Source organism: Promicromonospora kroppenstedtii DSM 19349 (assembly GCF_000515355.1).
Lineage (GTDB): Bacteria > Actinomycetota > Actinomycetes > Actinomycetales > Cellulomonadaceae > Promicromonospora > Promicromonospora kroppenstedtii.
In genome coordinates this window covers 26,537-41,644 of sequence record NZ_KI911678.1, presented here as the reverse complement: position 1 = coordinate 41,644, position 15,108 = coordinate 26,537, and the positions used below count along the sequence as shown (strand labels likewise).

At 71.3% G+C, this 15,108-nt stretch carries 15 protein-coding genes; 5 read left to right on the top strand and 10 right to left on the bottom strand.

Annotation, left to right across the window (positions count from 1 at the left end; genetic code table 11):
• Positions 1–1,178, bottom strand: a 1,178-nt coding sequence (locus PROKR_RS14095) for an MATE family efflux transporter (RefSeq protein ID WP_036964315.1), incomplete at its 3' end; no start/stop codon positions are given.
• A 373-nt stretch (positions 1,179–1,551) separates the two neighbouring features.
• Here PROKR_RS14095 and dnaB point away from each other — a divergent pair.
• Positions 1,552–4,140, top strand: coding sequence for a replicative DNA helicase (dnaB, locus tag PROKR_RS14090; protein ID WP_036964283.1), 2,589 nt, complete (start codon positions 1,552–1,554; stop codon positions 4,138–4,140).
• A gap of 9 nt (positions 4,141–4,149) precedes the next feature.
• On the opposite strand, the gene PROKR_RS14085 is transcribed toward dnaB, so the two are convergent.
• Positions 4,150–4,986 (bottom strand): helix-turn-helix transcriptional regulator, encoded by an 837-nt coding sequence (locus tag PROKR_RS14085; protein ID WP_036964314.1) that lies wholly within the window; start codon positions 4,984–4,986, stop codon positions 4,150–4,152.
• Between the two features lie 110 nt (positions 4,987–5,096).
• On the opposite strand from PROKR_RS14085, the gene PROKR_RS14080 reads away from it, so the two are divergent.
• On the top strand, positions 5,097–5,531 hold the full coding sequence (locus PROKR_RS14080) for an ester cyclase (protein ID WP_211240138.1): 435 nt from the start codon (positions 5,097–5,099) through the stop codon (positions 5,529–5,531).
• Positions 5,532–5,584: 53 nt separating this feature from the next.
• On the opposite strand, the gene PROKR_RS14075 is transcribed toward PROKR_RS14080, so the two are convergent.
• Complete coding sequence (locus tag PROKR_RS14075) at positions 5,585–6,256, bottom strand: Type 1 glutamine amidotransferase-like domain-containing protein (protein ID WP_036964281.1); 672 nt, start codon at positions 6,254–6,256, stop codon at positions 5,585–5,587.
• A 138-nt stretch (positions 6,257–6,394) separates the two neighbouring features.
• Between PROKR_RS14075 and PROKR_RS14070 the strand changes: the two genes are divergently transcribed.
• A complete protein-coding gene (locus tag PROKR_RS14070) occupies positions 6,395–7,561 on the top strand; it encodes an AI-2E family transporter (RefSeq protein WP_036964280.1) in 1,167 nt (388 codons plus the stop codon).
• A 211-nt stretch (positions 7,562–7,772) separates the two neighbouring features.
• Here PROKR_RS14070 and PROKR_RS14065 read toward each other — a convergent pair whose 3' ends face one another.
• Entirely contained in the window at positions 7,773–8,696 is a 924-nt protein-coding gene (locus PROKR_RS14065; protein WP_036964279.1) for an alpha/beta hydrolase, read from the bottom strand.
• A gap of 104 nt (positions 8,697–8,800) precedes the next feature.
• Here PROKR_RS14065 and PROKR_RS14060 point away from each other — a divergent pair, with 104 nt between their 5' ends.
• Together PROKR_RS14060 and PROKR_RS14055 are read left to right on the top strand one after the other, a co-directional pair.
• Positions 8,801–9,673, top strand: coding sequence for a helix-turn-helix domain-containing protein (locus PROKR_RS14060; protein WP_036964313.1), 873 nt, complete (start codon positions 8,801–8,803; stop codon positions 9,671–9,673).
• Positions 9,670–10,029: a DUF2255 family protein gene (locus PROKR_RS14055; RefSeq protein ID WP_036964278.1), complete on the top strand. Its 360-nt coding sequence runs from the start codon at positions 9,670–9,672 to the stop codon at positions 10,027–10,029. The genes PROKR_RS14060 and PROKR_RS14055 overlap by 4 nt, the downstream gene beginning before the upstream one ends.
• 22 nt (positions 10,030–10,051) lie before the next feature.
• On the opposite strand, the gene PROKR_RS14050 is transcribed toward PROKR_RS14055, so the two are convergent.
• The 6 genes from PROKR_RS14050 to PROKR_RS14025 all read right to left on the bottom strand — a co-directional run.
• Positions 10,052–10,942 carry an alpha/beta hydrolase gene (locus PROKR_RS14050; protein WP_036964277.1) on the bottom strand — a complete coding sequence of 297 codons (891 nt, stop codon included), beginning with the start codon at positions 10,940–10,942 and terminating at the stop codon, positions 10,052–10,054.
• A gap of 29 nt (positions 10,943–10,971) precedes the next feature.
• A complete protein-coding gene (locus PROKR_RS14045) occupies positions 10,972–11,388 on the bottom strand; it encodes a VOC family protein (RefSeq protein WP_036964276.1) in 417 nt (138 codons plus the stop codon).
• A gap of 160 nt (positions 11,389–11,548) precedes the next feature.
• A complete protein-coding gene (locus PROKR_RS14040; protein WP_036964275.1) occupies positions 11,549–12,157 on the bottom strand; it encodes a DinB family protein in 609 nt (202 codons plus the stop codon).
• Between the two features lie 52 nt (positions 12,158–12,209).
• Positions 12,210–13,334, bottom strand: a complete 1,125-nt coding sequence (locus PROKR_RS30755; RefSeq protein ID WP_051432990.1) for an RDD family protein — start codon at positions 13,332–13,334, stop codon at positions 12,210–12,212.
• A gap of 42 nt (positions 13,335–13,376) precedes the next feature.
• Entirely contained in the window at positions 13,377–14,492 is a 1,116-nt protein-coding gene (locus tag PROKR_RS14030) for a mannonate dehydratase (RefSeq protein WP_245605831.1), read from the bottom strand.
• 111 nt (positions 14,493–14,603) lie between these two features.
• A partial coding sequence (locus PROKR_RS14025) for a beta-galactosidase small subunit-related protein (RefSeq protein ID WP_036964273.1) occupies positions 14,604–15,108 on the bottom strand: 505 nt, incomplete at its 5' end.

Here is a 15,108-nt window from a genome sequence, read left to right as displayed (position 1 = left end):
AGCGTGGCCATACCCGCCCAGGCGAGGTAGCGGCCGTCGCCGGCGCCGATGAGGACGCCGTCGAGCACGAAGACCCAGCCCGCCATCGGCATCAGCACGCCGCACACGGCGATGCCGAGCGCGATGGCGACCCGCACGTCGGGGTCGGGCGAGAAGAGCGGGGCGATCCACCAGCCGGCCGCCGCGAGGAGGAGGCCGATCGCGCCGCCCGCGCCGACGCCCCACTGCAGGCAGCGGCGCAGCACCTGGCGCACGTGGCCGACGTCGCCGGCCCCGAGGCCGTGCCCTACCAGGGTCTGTGCCGCGATGGCGAGCGCGTCGAGCGCGAAGGCCGCGAGGCCCCACAGCGAGCTCACCACCTGATGACCGGCGAGCGCGACGTCGCCCAGGCCGGTCGCGACGACGACGGTCACCAGGATCGCGGCGCGCAGGCTGAGCGTCCGGATCACGAGGGGGACGCCGGCCCTGGCGCCGGACAGGATGCCCGCGCGATGCGGGCGCAGGCTCGCGCCCCTGGCCCGGGCACCGCGCACCACGATCACGCCGAGCACGACGGCCATGAGCAGCTGTGTGATCGCCGTGCCCAGTCCCGAGCCGGCGATCCCCAGACCCACGCCGTAGACGAGCGCGATGTTCAGCACCGTGTTGAGCGCCGCTCCCGCGGCGGCGACGACGAGCGGCGTACGGGTGTCGCGCAGCCCGCGCAGGACGCCGGTCGCGGCCTGGACCAGGAGCATCCCCGCGAGCCCCGGCGCGGACCACCGCAGGTAGGTCACGGCGTGCCGCGCGACGTCGCCCTCGGCGCCCAGCGCGGACACCGTGAGCGGGGCGGCGAGCAGGAGCACGACGACGAGCACGGCGCCGATCCCGAGGGCGAGCCACATCCCGTCGACGCCGGACTGCAACGCCGCCCGCTCCTTGCCCGCGCCGGTGAGGCGGGCCACCGACGCCGTCGTCGTGTACGCGAGGAAGATGCACAGCCCGACGAGCGTGAGGAGCACGTTGCTCGCGAGCGACAGGCCGGCGAGCTGGGCGGTGCCCAGGTGACCGACCACCGCGCTGTCGACGAGGACGAAGACGGGCTCGGCGATGAGGGCACCCAGGGCGGGTACCGCAAGGGCGAGGATCTCCCGGTCGATGGATCGCGGGAGAGCGGGGGTGTGGCGAGGCTCGCCCAACTTTCTTTCCTCCACAGGCTGGGGGTTGCGTATATGCAGGTCAGAGGCCATGTCGATGTTTTACACAGGGGTTATCCACAACTGGGGACAGGGTTGTCCACCCACTTGTGCACAGCCTGGGCCACCTTTCCACATGGATGTGCACAGGCCCGTCCACAGGTCTCGTTGCACTCGGGTGCGCGGAGGCTTAGCGTCAGCGGAGCTTGCTTGCTGGTCTGATGTCCGTGGGGACTGTCGTGCACGACACAAGGGCGTGTCGCACGTGATGTCCCGAGAGTGTCGGTGGCGAGGAGTAGAACAGGTGTAGGACATCGGTCCGACCGCACGCCCGACGTGTGACCGGACCACATGAATCAGGAAAGCGGAGGCGCGGATGTCGATCGAGGAGCTCGAGTCGAGCTACTCCGGCGGGAGCCCCGGCCTCGACCGTACGCCGCCGCAGGACGTCCCGGCGGAGATGAGCGTGCTGGGCAGCATGCTGCTGTCCAAGGACGCGATCGCCGACGTGATCGAGCAGATCCGCGGCAACGACTTCTACCGGCCGGCGCACGAGGCCATCTACGACGCGATCATCGACCTCTACGGTCGCGGCGAGCCGGCCGACGCCATCACCGTGGTCGCGGAGCTGCAGCGCCGGGGCGAGCACGCCCGCGTGGGCGGCGCCCCGTACATCCACGACCTCATGGCGGGCGTGCCCACGGCCGCCAACGCCGGGTACTACGCCAAGATCGTGCGCGAGCGCGCCATCATGCGCCGCCTCGTCGAGGCCGGCACGCGCATCGTGCAGATGGGTTACGCCACCGACGGCGGCGAGGTCGACGACGTCGTCAACAACGCGCAGGCCGAGGTCTACGCGGTGACCGAGCGGCGCGCGTCCGAGGACTACCTGCCGCTGGCCGAGATCATCGGCCCCACCTTCGACGAGATCGACGCCGCCCAGGGTCGCGGCGAGGGACTCACCGGCGTACCGACTGGGTACTCCGACTTCGACCGCCTCACCAACGGCCTGCACGGTGGCCAGATGATCGTCGTCGCCGCCCGGCCTGCCGTGGGCAAGGCGCTCGCGCTCGACACCCCGCTGCCGACGCCGTCCGGGTGGACCACCATGGGCGAGGTCAAGGTCGGCGACCTCGTCCTCACGGCGGACGGCGCCCCGACCCGCGTGGTCGCGGCGACCGAGGTCATGCAGGGCCGCCCGTGCTACGAGGTGGAGTTCGACGACGGCACGGTGATCGTCGCGGATGCCCAGCACCAGTGGGTGACGAGCACTCGCGTGCAGCGCCGCAAGGTTCGCGTGGGTACCGCGCCCGAGAGCTCCGTCCACACCACCGAGGAGATCCTCGCGACGCTGCGGACCGCGACGGCGGACCAGCGCGCCAACCACTCGGTGTCGACCGCCCGCCCCCTCGTCCTGCCTCCGGCGAACCTGCCGATCCACCCCTACGCCCTGGGCGTCTGGCTGGGCGACGGCACGTCCCGACGTGCCGAGTTCACGTCGGCGGACCCCGAGATCGCGATGATGATCGAGGGTCTCGGCTACGTGGCGCAGCCTCGGGGCACGGCGAACGGTGCGGCTCGCACCTACTCGATGCTGCTTCCGGAGCCCGAGGTTCAGACGCGGGCGTGCATCGTCTGCGGCACTTCGTTCGAGCCGAAGATGGCCTCGCTGCTCGCGTGCAGCAGATCCTGTGCGGCACGCTCCCGAGGTATGGCCCGCCCCGCCCAGCCGACCTGCCCCGACTGCGGCAAGCCGGGTTGGGGGTTCCGGCGGTGCCAGGAGTGCCACAACGCGAACGGCACGATGGGCGGCCGGCTGCGCAGCCTCGATCTGCTCCAGAACAAGCACATCCCGACCGAGTATCTCCGCGCGAGCGAGGACCAGCGACGTGCTCTGCTCGCGGGCCTGCTCGACTCCGACGGGACGGTCAACCCCCAGGGCAGCGTCCAGGTCGCGCTGACCAACGAACGGCTCGCCCGGGACACCCGTGAACTGATCCTGTCCCTCGGATACCGCACGGGCTGGTCGGAGAAGCGGGTCAACGGCCGGACCGAAGCTTCCTCCAGCGCGTTCACGATCACCTTCACGACCGAGGACGACGTCTTCGCCCTGGAGCGCAAGCGGCTCACGCACAAGGCCCGGCGCCGGCCCGCGACCGCCAAGCTGACCTCGCGGTTCGTGGTCGACGTCCGGCCGATCGAGTCGGTGCCGGTGCGCTGCATCGAGGTGGAGGACCCGTCGCACCTCTACCTGGCGAGCCGGTCGATGGTCCCCACCCACAACTCGGTGCTGGGCATCAACGTCGCCTCCCACGCGGCCATCCACCACGAGATGGCGTCCGTCATCTTCTCCCTGGAGATGAGCCGCAACGAGATCGTCATGCGAATGCTCGCCGCCGAGGCCCGCGTACCGCTCACCAAGATGCGCAGCGGCAACATGGACGACGGCGACTGGCAGAAGCTCGCCGCCACCATGGGCAAGGTCTCCGATGCCCCGCTGTTCATCGACGACTCGCCGAACATGTCGCTGATGGAGATCCGTGCCAAGTGCCGGCGCCTCAAGCAGAAGCACGACCTCAAGCTGGTGGTCATCGACTACCTCCAGCTGATGTCGTCCGGCAAGCGCGTCGAGTCGCGCCAGCAGGAGGTCTCCGAGTTCTCCCGGTCGCTCAAGCTGCTCGCGAAGGAGCTCGAGGTCCCCGTGATCGCCATCTCGCAGCTGAACCGTGGCGCCGAGCAGCGCAGCGACAAGAAGCCGCAGATGTCCGACCTCCGTGAGTCCGGCTCCATCGAGCAGGACGCCGACGTCGTGATCCTGCTGCACCGCGAGGACGCCTACGAGAAGGAGTCGCCGCGCGCCGGCGAGGCCGACCTGATCGTGGCCAAGCACCGTAACGGCCCCACCGACGTGATCACCGTGGCGTTCCAGGGCCACTACCAGCGGTTCGTCGACATGCAGGTATGAGCCGCGGCGTCAGCTGAACTGCTGGAGGCCGACCGTCGCCAGGAGCTCGATCTGTCCGGCGGCCTCGCTGCCGGGTGCGGCCGTGTAGACGAGCAGGCGCAGGTCGCTGTCACGGACGGTGAGGATGTCGCAGTCCAGGGTGATCGGCCCGATGTCCGGGTGCAGGAAGGTCCGGCTGACCGGCGCGGGCTGCGGCGGCACCCGCTGCTCCCACAGCCCCGCGAAGTCGGGACTCACCTCCTGCAGCTCCGCGATGAGGCCGCGCAGCAGGGTGTCCTGCGGGTAGCGCACCCACGCCTCGCGCAGGTCGGCGACGACCTCCAGCCGCAGGAGACGCTCCTCCTCGTCGGTCCGCACGTACCGGGTGGGCGTGTTCATGAACGTCGTCCACGCGAGGTTCTGCTCCCGCGGCGGCAGCATCGTCGTGTCACCGGTCAGGGCGTAGCCCATGGCGTTGGAGAGCACACACTGCCATGACGCGTCGACCACGGTGACGGGGGTGTCGGTCAGACGGTCCAGGATCCGCTGGACACTGGGTGTGATGTGCCGCTTGATCTGCCCCGGCAGCGGCTCGGCCTGGTCGGCCAGCCGGAACAGGTGCGCGCGCTCCTGGTCGGACAGCCGGAGCACCCGGGCCAGCGACATCAGCACCGAGCCTGACGGCTGCCCGGCGCGGCCCTGCTCAAGGCGGGCGAGGTACTCGACCGAGAGGCCCGCGAGCTCCGCCACCTCCTGACGGCGCAGGCCCGGGACGCGGCGCCGTGGACCCGCGGTCAGACCGGCCTCGGCCGGCGACACCCGGTCGCGCCACACGCGCAGGCTGCCGGCAAGCTCCTGTGAGTTCACGACCACGTCACCAGTCGTACCACGCGGCGGCGCGGCGCAGGGTAGCCCTGTCAGTACGCCTCTCGTGCGGTCCCTTTTGCCGCGGCGGGCGCGCAGCAAGACTCGTCGGCATGAGCACTGACACGACAGGAACGGCTCCGCGGACCGCGGGGATGACCCCCGACGAGCTCCGCGACTTCTACCGCCGGTACATCGAGCTGGCGAACAACCGCGACTTCGACCGCATGGCCGAGTTCGCGCACGACGAGGTCATCATGAACGGCACCCCGGTCTCCCGGGACGACATGGTGGCGGAGTTCCGCCGGCACACGAACGCCGTCCCCGACCTCTCCTGGGAGGTCCAGGAGCTTCTGGTCGACGGCACCCACGTGGCGGCCCGCCTCGTCGACACCGGCACACCGGTCGCCGAGTGGAACGGCCTCGCGCCGACCGGGGCGACCGTCACGTTCGCCGAGACCGCGTTCTACGAGGTCGTCGACGGCCGGTTCAAGCACATGTGGTATCTGATGGACGGGGTCGCGCTGCAGGCACAGCTCACCGCGTAGGCCGAGGCCGGGTGGGGACGGGCGGGGCGCGAGCCGCGGCCGTCCCCGCCGGCTCAGCCGCTGAAGTACCGCCACTGCCCCTCGGAGACGACCTCCACCGCGCCGTCGGCCACCACGATGGCGGTGTCGTCGTCGATCGCATATGCCGGACCGCCAAGTCCCGCCGCCCATCGTTCTGCGGCCGCCATCGTGTTCTCCGGCAGCATCGGGTGGCCGACGTGCGGGAAGATCGAGAAGTCGACGACCCTGAGCGCGGCGTCGTCGCCCGACGGCGGCGGCCACTCGACGAAGTACTCCCCGATACGCGGCGCCATGACCATGCTGCCCGCACTCATCCCCACGTACACCGTCTCGGTCAACGACGGGAGGAGCGCGGCCAGGCCGGACTCTCGCACCCAGTGGCTCAGGTACAGGGCGTCGCCGCCCGACACGAGCAGGACGTCCGCGTCCTTGACCAACGGCACCCAGTACTGCTCGTCGATCGAGGGCAGCGCGGTGAGCTCCAGCACTCCCACGGACCTCCAGCCCAGCTCGGTCATGGGCTCGTCCGACCGGCCGGCGATGAACCTCCACGCCCCGGCTCCTGGACCCGCCTGGGGGTGCCCGTACATCGCCGTGGGTATGCAGAGGGCGTGACACTCGGAGACCGGACGGTCCAGAAGCCCGAGCAGAGCCTCGTGGATACTCGGGTTCTTAATGCCCGCTGAGGTGAGCAGCAGCCGCATGGCGCCTCCTGGGTCGGATGGGAACGAGACCACCGGTAGACCCGTTTCGGCAAGGAGAGTCATCGGTCCCGTCGCGACCTGGGCGTGACCGCACTAGCGTCGGCACGGCTGGTACCAGCCGCACAAGGAGGACAGACGATGGGTCTCTTCGGCCGCCGCACACCGCCACCCGCCCGCCCGGGTGTCGAGCAGGCGCCCGCCGCGCCGGCCGTTCCCGCCGAGAGCAGGTCGTCCCGGCTGTGGTCGGACGGTTTCGGCCGGGTCGGCACACGGTCGCTGCAGGTCCTCGCGATCCTCGCGGTGATCGCCGTGGTCGGGTACGTGGGCACGCGCCTGACCCTCGTGGTGATCCCCGTGCTCATCGCGCTGGTGCTGGCGGCCGCGATCTTTCCGCTGGTCTCGTTCCTCCGCAGCCACGGGTGGCCGTCGCTGCTCGCGACGTGGACCTCACTCCTGGCGCTGGTCGCGCTGCTGTCGGGGATCGTCTGGCTCGTGGTGCGCGCCGTCGTCGACCAGTGGGGCGAGCTGCAGGCGCAGGCGCTCGACGGGTTCGACTCCCTCCAGACCTATGTCCAGGACCTGCCCTTCGACATCGGCGACGAGCAGATCGCGTCGGTGCGCGATGCCGCCGTGAGCTTCCTGCAGTCCGACGCCGTGGGATCCGGCGCCATCGCGGGCGTCTCCCAGACGGCCGACTTCATCGCGGGCTTCTTCATCATGATCGTCGTCCTGTTCTTCTTCCTGAAGGACGGCCCGGCGATGTGGGAGTTCCTGCTGCGGCCCTTCGAGGGCCATCGGTACGAGCGGGGGCAGCGTGTGGGCGCGGCGACCGTCAGCACGTTAGGCGGCTACGTGCGCGGGACCGCGATCGTGGCGCTGGTCGATGCCGTCGGCATCGGCGTCGGCCTGGCGATCGTCGGCGTCCCGCTCGTCATCCCGCTGTCGGTGCTGGTCTTCCTGCTGGCCTTCATCCCGCTGGTGGGCGCCACCGTGGCCGGCATCCTCGCGGCCCTGGTCACGCTGGTGGCGGTCGGGCCGATCGAGGCGCTGATCGTGGTCGCGATCGTCGTCGCGGTGAACCAGCTCGAGGGCGACTTCCTCCAGCCGATCGTCATGGGCCGGACCCTGCGCCTGCACCCGCTCGTCATCCTGTTCGCCCTGACGGCGGGCACGGTGCTCGCCGGCATCACCGGCGCGGTGCTCGCGGTACCGGTCGCCGCGTCGATCTGGCGTGCGATCCAGGTGTGGGACGGCCCGGACCTGCCGGCCCGGTTCGCCCGCCAGAAGCGGGCCGAGACGGTCTGACCACCTCACCCTGACCGGAGTCGCGCCACCAAGCTGGCCGACTCCCGAGGTTCTGTTCAAGCCACGAGGTTGCGACGTTTCAAGGCCGTTCCTACGGGCAGTAGCTCGCGGCTTGAACAGAACCTCAGGAACGACGGTCAAGCACTCTGCGGCATGCGAATCACGAACCAGCTGGTGACGCCCACATCGGACATCCAGCCGCGGGGGAGCGCTACGCCCCGCCGAGCTCCTTGCCGAAGAACTCGGTGAGCCGCTCCACCGCCGGACCCACGTACTCGGGCCGGTCGTAGAGGTCGACGTGGCTCGCGCCCTCGATCCAGTGGAGCTCCTTGGGCTCGCGCGCGTCGGCGAAGGCCAGCGTGCCCATGTGCCTGGTGACGGCCTCGGTCCCCTGGATGAGGAGCAGCGGCCGTGGCGCGATCAGGCTCACGAACCTGAACTGGTCGGACGTCGCGATGCGGTCGACGCTCGACCAGGTGAACTCCTTCGCGGAACGCGGGTGCGCCCCGCGCTCGGTGCGGTAGTACTCGAAGCCCTCGAAGCCGTGCCGGCCGCCGAGCGTCCGGGCCTCCTCCGCGGTGCCCGGGAAGACGGGGAACATGCCCACGGGCTCACCGTGCGCCTCGGCGGTGCGGGCCGCCGCCGAGGCGTCGAGCATCCCCTGGACCACGGCCGGGTCCTGGGAACCGTCGGCGCCCTCCCGGAACTGGCGTCCGACGTCGACGCCGCTGACGGTGGCCAGCGCCCGCACGCGGTGGTCGCCCGCCGTCGCCGCGATGCCGTAACCACCCGAGGCGCAGATGCCGAGCATCCCGATCCGCTCGGGGTCCACCTCGGGGCGCGTGGTGAGGAAGGAGACGGCCGCCTTGAGGTCCTCGACGCGGTGCGCCGGGTCCTCCAGCCCACGCGGCAGACCGCCGCTCTCACCCTGGTAGGCGGCGTCGAAGGCGAGGGTCGCGAAGCCCCGCTCGGCGAGGCGGGCCGCGTAGGCCCCGGCGGTCTGCTCCTTGACCCCGGTGCCGGGGTGGCCGACGACGATCGCCGGCAGCGGCGCGGCGGTCTCGGGAGCGGGAAGGTAGAGGTGGCCGGCGAGGAGGATGCCGGCGCTGTCGAAGGTGACGTCCGTTCGGTTCATGCGACCAGGTTCTGGCGGCGGCCCGCGGCGCAACAGCGGCGGGTTCTTCCCTGGGAAGGATCCTTCCCTCCCGCACGCGGTCGCTCGCTCGCAGAATGGTCGTCATGACCCTGCACGTCGACCCCGACGAGCTCGGCGCGTTCCTCAAGGCGCGCCGGGCCGAGCTCAGCCCGCACGCCGTCGGGCTCCCCGAGTCCACCAGCCATCGCAAGGTGCCCGGCCTGCGTCGCGAGGAGGTGGCCCAGGTCGCCGCGATCAGCGTCGACTACTACACGCGCCTCGAGCAGGGCCGTGTCGCCGCCTCCGCGTCGGTGCTCGCCACGCTCTCGGCTGCGCTGCGGCTCGACGAGGACCAGCAGCGCTACCTCTACGAGATCGCCGGCAAGGCCGACGCCCGGCCCCGGCGACGGCGCGCCCGGCAGACCGTGCGCCCCGCCATGCGGCGGCTGCTCGACCGGCTCACCGACACCCCGGCGATCGTCCTCGGCAAGCGCATGGACGTGCTCGCCTGGAACTCGGCGGCGGCCGCGCTCTTCGTCGACTTCGGCGCGGTCCCCGCAGCGCGGCGCAACTACGTCCACCTGCTCTTCGCCGATCCGACCATGCGGGCGCTCAACGTGCGGTGGGAGCACGACGCGCGGGACGCCGTCGCCGCCCTGCGCATGGAGGCCGCGGCCGATCCCGACGACCCCGAGCTGGCCCGCCTCGTCGGGAAGCTCGCCGTGCTCGACCCGGACTTCCGTCGGTGGTGGGCCGAGCACCACGTGAACAGTGCGACCTACGGCACCAAGCAGTACCGGCACCGTGTGGTCGGCGACCTCACGCTCGACTGCGACACCTGGTCCAGCCCAGACGGCAGCGGCCAGCGCCTGATGGTCCTGACCGCGGAGGCCGGCTCACCGTCCGACGAGGCGCTGCGCATCCTCGCCTCCTGGACCGCGACCGCGGCAGACACCGCCACGGAGGCGACCCGATGACCCCTTGGGCCCCGTCCACGCTGGCGGCGCTCCGCGACACGTTCTCGCTGCACCTCACCGCCGGACCCGGCGGACCGGACGCCCCCGAGGTCGAGGTCGGCATGGTGCTCGCCGGCGGCGACCTGTACGTACGTCCGCAGCGGGGCACGACGTCGCAGTGGTATCGCGCCGCCGTCAGCCATGGCACCGGGCACGTCCGCGTGGCCGGCGAGGCCGTCGCGGTCCGCTTCGAACGCACCGGGCCGGAGGTCCGCGCCGCGGTCGACGCCGCGTACCGGATCAAGTACGGCGAGCTCGCGTCATTCGCGGTCAGCACACCGTCGCGTCTGGCGACGCTGCGCATCACGCCGGCATGACGCCGCGGCGTCGGCCTCCGGCTCAGCCCGCTGCGGGCGCCTCGCTGACGGAGGACCCGACCGCCGGGCCCGCCGCCAGGCCGGCCAGCACCTCGGCCGCCGCACGCGGCCGGACCAGCCACGACAGGTGGCTGGACTCGAGCGTGTGCACGTCGTAGGGGTTGTCGGGCGTGAGCGCGTCCCCCTCCCGGATCATCCGGTCCTGCATGGCCGGCGGGATGCTCGTGTCCTCGCTGAGCCGCACGTAGGTCCGGGGGATCGTGCCCCAGGTGTCCGCCTGCGCCCGGTCGGCCGACGTGCCCCCGTCGAGGTTCTCGTCGGGCTGGAACGAGTTGAGGAACGCGAGGAACTCGTCGTCGGTGCCGTCCGCGAGGAACGCCTCCTTGAGACCGGCCAGCACCGCCGGGTCGGCAGTGCGGAAATTGCAGCGCAGCAGGCCGAGAGCGGCCGGGTCACCCGCGAGCACGGCCATGAGCGCCGCCGCGTCCGCCGAGGCCATCTCAGGCTCGGCGTTGTACTCACCGGCGTCCAGGTCGACGGGCGCCCAGGCGGAGACATAGACGATCCGGTCGACCAGGTCGGGGCGGGCGTTGCCGACGGCGGTCAGCGTGATGCCGCCCCGGCTGTGGCCGACCAGGATCACCGGGCCATGCTCCTTGGCCCGTTCGAGCGCCTCGACGACGCGCGCCACGTTGTCGGCGAGCGTCACGCCCTTGATGCTGCCGGGCGTCGTCGCGAAGCCCGCCGGGTCCTGCGGCGCCTGGTACGCGACCGGGTAGGTCGCCTCGAACCCGTGCCCGGGCAGGTCGACGGCGGCCGAGCGGTGCCCGAGCAGGGCGAGCTCGGCCTGCAGCGGCGCGAACGAGAACGAGTTGGCGAAGGCGCCATGGACCAGCACGAACGTTGGTGACATGACGCCCGATGCTAGTCGAGCCAGGTACCTCAGCCACCTGGATTTTCAAGGAACGACTCCAGCCCGCCGCCGTCCGCGAGGCCGATGATGTTGCCCGCGGGGTCGGTGAACCAGGCGCCGTCGCCGCCCTCCATGAAGCCGCGGACGATGCCCTTCTCGTCCTGGTCGAACCCCTCGTAGTGCTGGAACGACACGCCCTTGGCCGCAAGCTCGTCGACCACCTCGTCGACGTCGTCGACCGTGAGGTGCATGACCGTGAACGGTGCCGGGACGTGGTCGTCCTTCTGGTAGATGAACACGGCGGCGCCGTCGCCCAGGTCGAGCACGAGGCCGGCCCCCTCGTCCAGGGTGGACACGCTCATCCCGAGTGTGTCCGCGTAGAACGCGCGCACCGCGTCGATGTCGCTCGCCGCGAACGTCGGCAGCACATTTCGTACGTTGACCATCGCTGTCTCACTCCTTCGTGATCGCCGGCCACTGCGCGGCGGGGCCCGTCGGGAGCGCCGGTCACTTCCAGGTTGCCACCGCCGGGCGCGGGCGCAAGGCCCAAGGCCTTTTCCGCGCGGACATCACCCTCGGCCCCTCCGGCACGTGGTCGGACGCCGCCTACTGGCCCACGCGCCCGTCGACACGCTCGCGCAGGATGTCGGCGTGGCCGCAGTGCCGCGCGTACTCGACGATCTGCCCCAGGACGGCCTCGCGGAGCTGGAGGTCCTCGCCCTCGGGTCCGAAGTCGGAGACACCGGCGTTCCCGGTGCCGAGGTCGGTGACGCTGTCGAGGTAGCGGTCCGTCGCCTCCGTCTCGGTGCGCCAGTGGTGCCAGGCGTCGTCGACGACCGCCGGATCGGCGACGGCTCCGGTCCAGTCGGCCTCGCGGTCCTCCTCGGTGCGGTACAGCTCGGGTGCGTCCTCACCGGTCATCACACGACGCAGGTGCCGTTCGCCGGATGCCAGGTGTCGCAGCAGCCCGAGCAGGGACATGGTGGACGGCGGTGCGGAGCGGCGGGCGAGCTGCTCGGCGTCGAGCCCCGCGCACTTCATCTCCAGCGTGAGCCGGTAGTAGCGCAGGTACTCGAGCAGCATGCTGCGCTCGTCGGTGACCGAGGTGTCGGTCTCGCGCGGGTCGTCGTCAGGGTCGGTCCACATGTCGGGGAAGACGGTGGCGCTGGTCCAGCGGGTCGTCTCGGGCTCTTCGGCCTGTTCGTGGGGTTCCATACGTCCAGGGTGGACCCGGCCCCGGCTCGTGGGCCACGGGAATTCCGCGTCGTCAGCCCCGGGGAGCCTCGGCGTAGGTCACCGATCCACCGCACTCCGCCAGGACCTGGCCGTCGGCGAGCAGCCGGACGTCGATCCACGGCTGGTCGTCGAGTGCGGCGAGCGCGGCGTCGGCGCCGGGGTCGGTGATGTTCACCTGGACGTCGTGCGTGTCGCTGTCCGCCGCGATGGTCCGGTCATGCGTGTACCCCTCGTTGTCCGACCAGGAGTCGAGGTCGCCCGAGCCGATGTCCCAGGACCGGGAGATCGCCACGTCCTCGCCGCTCGCCGGCCGGGCGTCGAGCTCGACCCGGTAGTCGGTGTCCCTGACGGACGGGTCGCTGGTCCACGTGAGAACCGCACCCGGGTGCGTCGTACGCGTCTCCCGGACCGTCCACAGCCGGCGGTCCCGGTTGATCGACACGGACCCGGCCGGCCTGATCTCCCCGGCGACGAGCGTCGGCTCGGGTGTCTCCACCTCGCACGGGGGCGAGTCGTCGGCCACGTCGGCCGCGCTGCCGCTGCTGATCGGCACGTACCCGTAGCCGAGCCCGAGCACGCAGACCACGATCGCGGCCGTGTACGCCACGATGCGCGGCCGCCGCGGGAGGTCCAGCACCTCGCGCAGCACGACGGTCCGCACGATCGAGTCGGCGAACGTCTGTCGCTTCCGGTGCCAGATCGGGCGCAGGTAGCCGATGAGCAGGATGGCGTCGAGCAGGTGCAGCACCCAGCGTGCCAGCGTCCGTCCGAGCCCGGCCGGGCGGTGCTCGTCCTCGCGGACCACACGGATGCCGGTCACCAGCTTGCCCGGCGTCCACCCGGTCAGACCCTGCAGCACCAGCAGGACCACGAGGGCCGCGATCGGCACCAGGACCAGCGGGCCGCCGGCCCGGGCGGCCTCGGCCGACGCCCCCCACCCGGGGGTGAGGCTCGGCACGGTGCCCCCCGCACCGAGCGCCAGCCAGGTCACCCCGGCCAGGATCGCGTTGTCCAGCAACGCCGCGAACACCCGCTGCCCCCACGAGGCATAGTCGGGCCCGACGACGGCGCCCGCCCCCGGACCGTCGACGTCCGGCGCGACCACCACGCCGGACGTCACTCCCTCGCCGACCCCTGGCCCCTCGCCACCCACCATCCCTGGATCATCCCAACGGCGGTCGGGTCGCGCCAGGAATCATCACCCCTCGTAGCGGTACGCGTCCCACGCGCCGAGCAGGTACTGGATGCCCAGCGCCCGGTCGTACAGGCCGTACCCGGGGCGCGGCTTGTTGGTGGTGTTCTCGTCCCACAGGTGGCGGCCGTGGTCGGGCCGGATGTAGCCCTGGTAGTCCGCCTCCGCGTACGCCTTCATGATCCCGGTGGTGTCGACGCTGCCCTCGCACGCGCGGTGCGCCACCTCGGTGAAGTCACCGCCTGCGAAGTGCTTGATGTTGCGCACATGGCTGAAGTGGATGCGGTCCATGAAGGTCCGCACGGCGTCGACGGCGTCCTGCTCGGGGTTGGCCGAGAAGCTGCCCAGGCACAGCGTGAGTCCGTTGTACGGGCTCGGGTTGAGCTCGAGCACCCGCGCGAGGCCCTCCTTGGTGGAGACCACGCGCGGCCAGCCGAACACGTCGAAGGGCGGGTCGTCCGGGTGCACGCCGAGCTTCACGTCGACCTCCTCGCAGGTGGGGATCACCGCGTCGAGGAAGTACTTGTAGTTGGCGTACATGTCGTCGTGCGTCACGCCCTCGTAGGCGGCGTTGAGCTCATGGAAGCTCGCCAGCCGCTCGGGCTCCCAGCCCGGGAGGGTCAGGCCGTGGGTGTTGGCCTCCATGTCGGCGATCAGGCTCTCGGGCGACATCTTGTCCACCACGGCCTTCTCGTAGAACAGCGCGGTCGAGCCGTCGGGCAGCGGGTGCCACAGGTCGGTGCGCAGCCAGTCGAAGACGGGCATGAAGTTGTAGCAGACCACCTTCACGCCGGACTGTCCGAGGCGGCGGATCGTCGTGATGTAGTTCTCGATCGCCTCGTCGCGGCTCAGCCCGAGCACGGTGCGGCCCAGCTTGATGGACTCGTGCACGTTGACGGACTCGACCACCTCGGCGTCGAAGGTCTTCGTGACGCCCTTGGCACGTGCCTCGTCGGACATGCCGGTGATCTTGGCGATCTCGGCGTCGATCTCCGCCTGCTCCCACACCTCGCCGGCCTGCTTGTCGTGCAGGCTCCACACGATGGTCTCCACGCCAGGGATCTGGCGCACGTGATCCAGCGTCACGGTGTCGTTGCCCTCGCCGTACCAGCGGAAGCCCATCTTCACAGCGGTTCTCCTCGTCGTCGTTGTCCAGCCGCTCTTGTATACATCATGCCCGCCCCGACCAGCGGGACGGGCACGATGCTCACCCAGTGGTTCGTGAGGTGCGGCTCAGAGGGTGGTGAAGCGCAGCCGCATCCGGACGGGCGCGACGTGCAGCTGGGCGTTCGGCAGCACGCCCGGACCGCAGGCCGCGCTGCCGACGCCGTGCTGGGCGGCGTCGAGGTGCAGCCACAGCCGGCCGTCCGGCACGAGCTCGTGCGGGTGCGCCGCACGGTCGAGCGCCTCGTCGGACCACGGGCGCAGCGACAGCTCGAAGCCGACCTGCCGCCGGCCGCCGACCGTCACCTCGCCCGAGTCGATCCGCAGGCCCGAGCCGTCCGCGAAGGACAGGACAGCGCTCGTGACGCCGCGGCGAGCGCCGTTCTCCTGCGGGTGGGTGTACCGGGTCTGCCAGTCGGCGACCGAGTGCTGCCACGCCCCGCCGAGCGCCGCTGCCCTCGAGTCCGCGTACGACTCGTCCGGGCCGAGGCCGGACCAGCGCACGCCGGCGTCGGCCGCCCGCGGCTCGTCGAGCGCGAGGAGCAGGCCGAGACGTGCGACGCTCTCCGGCCAC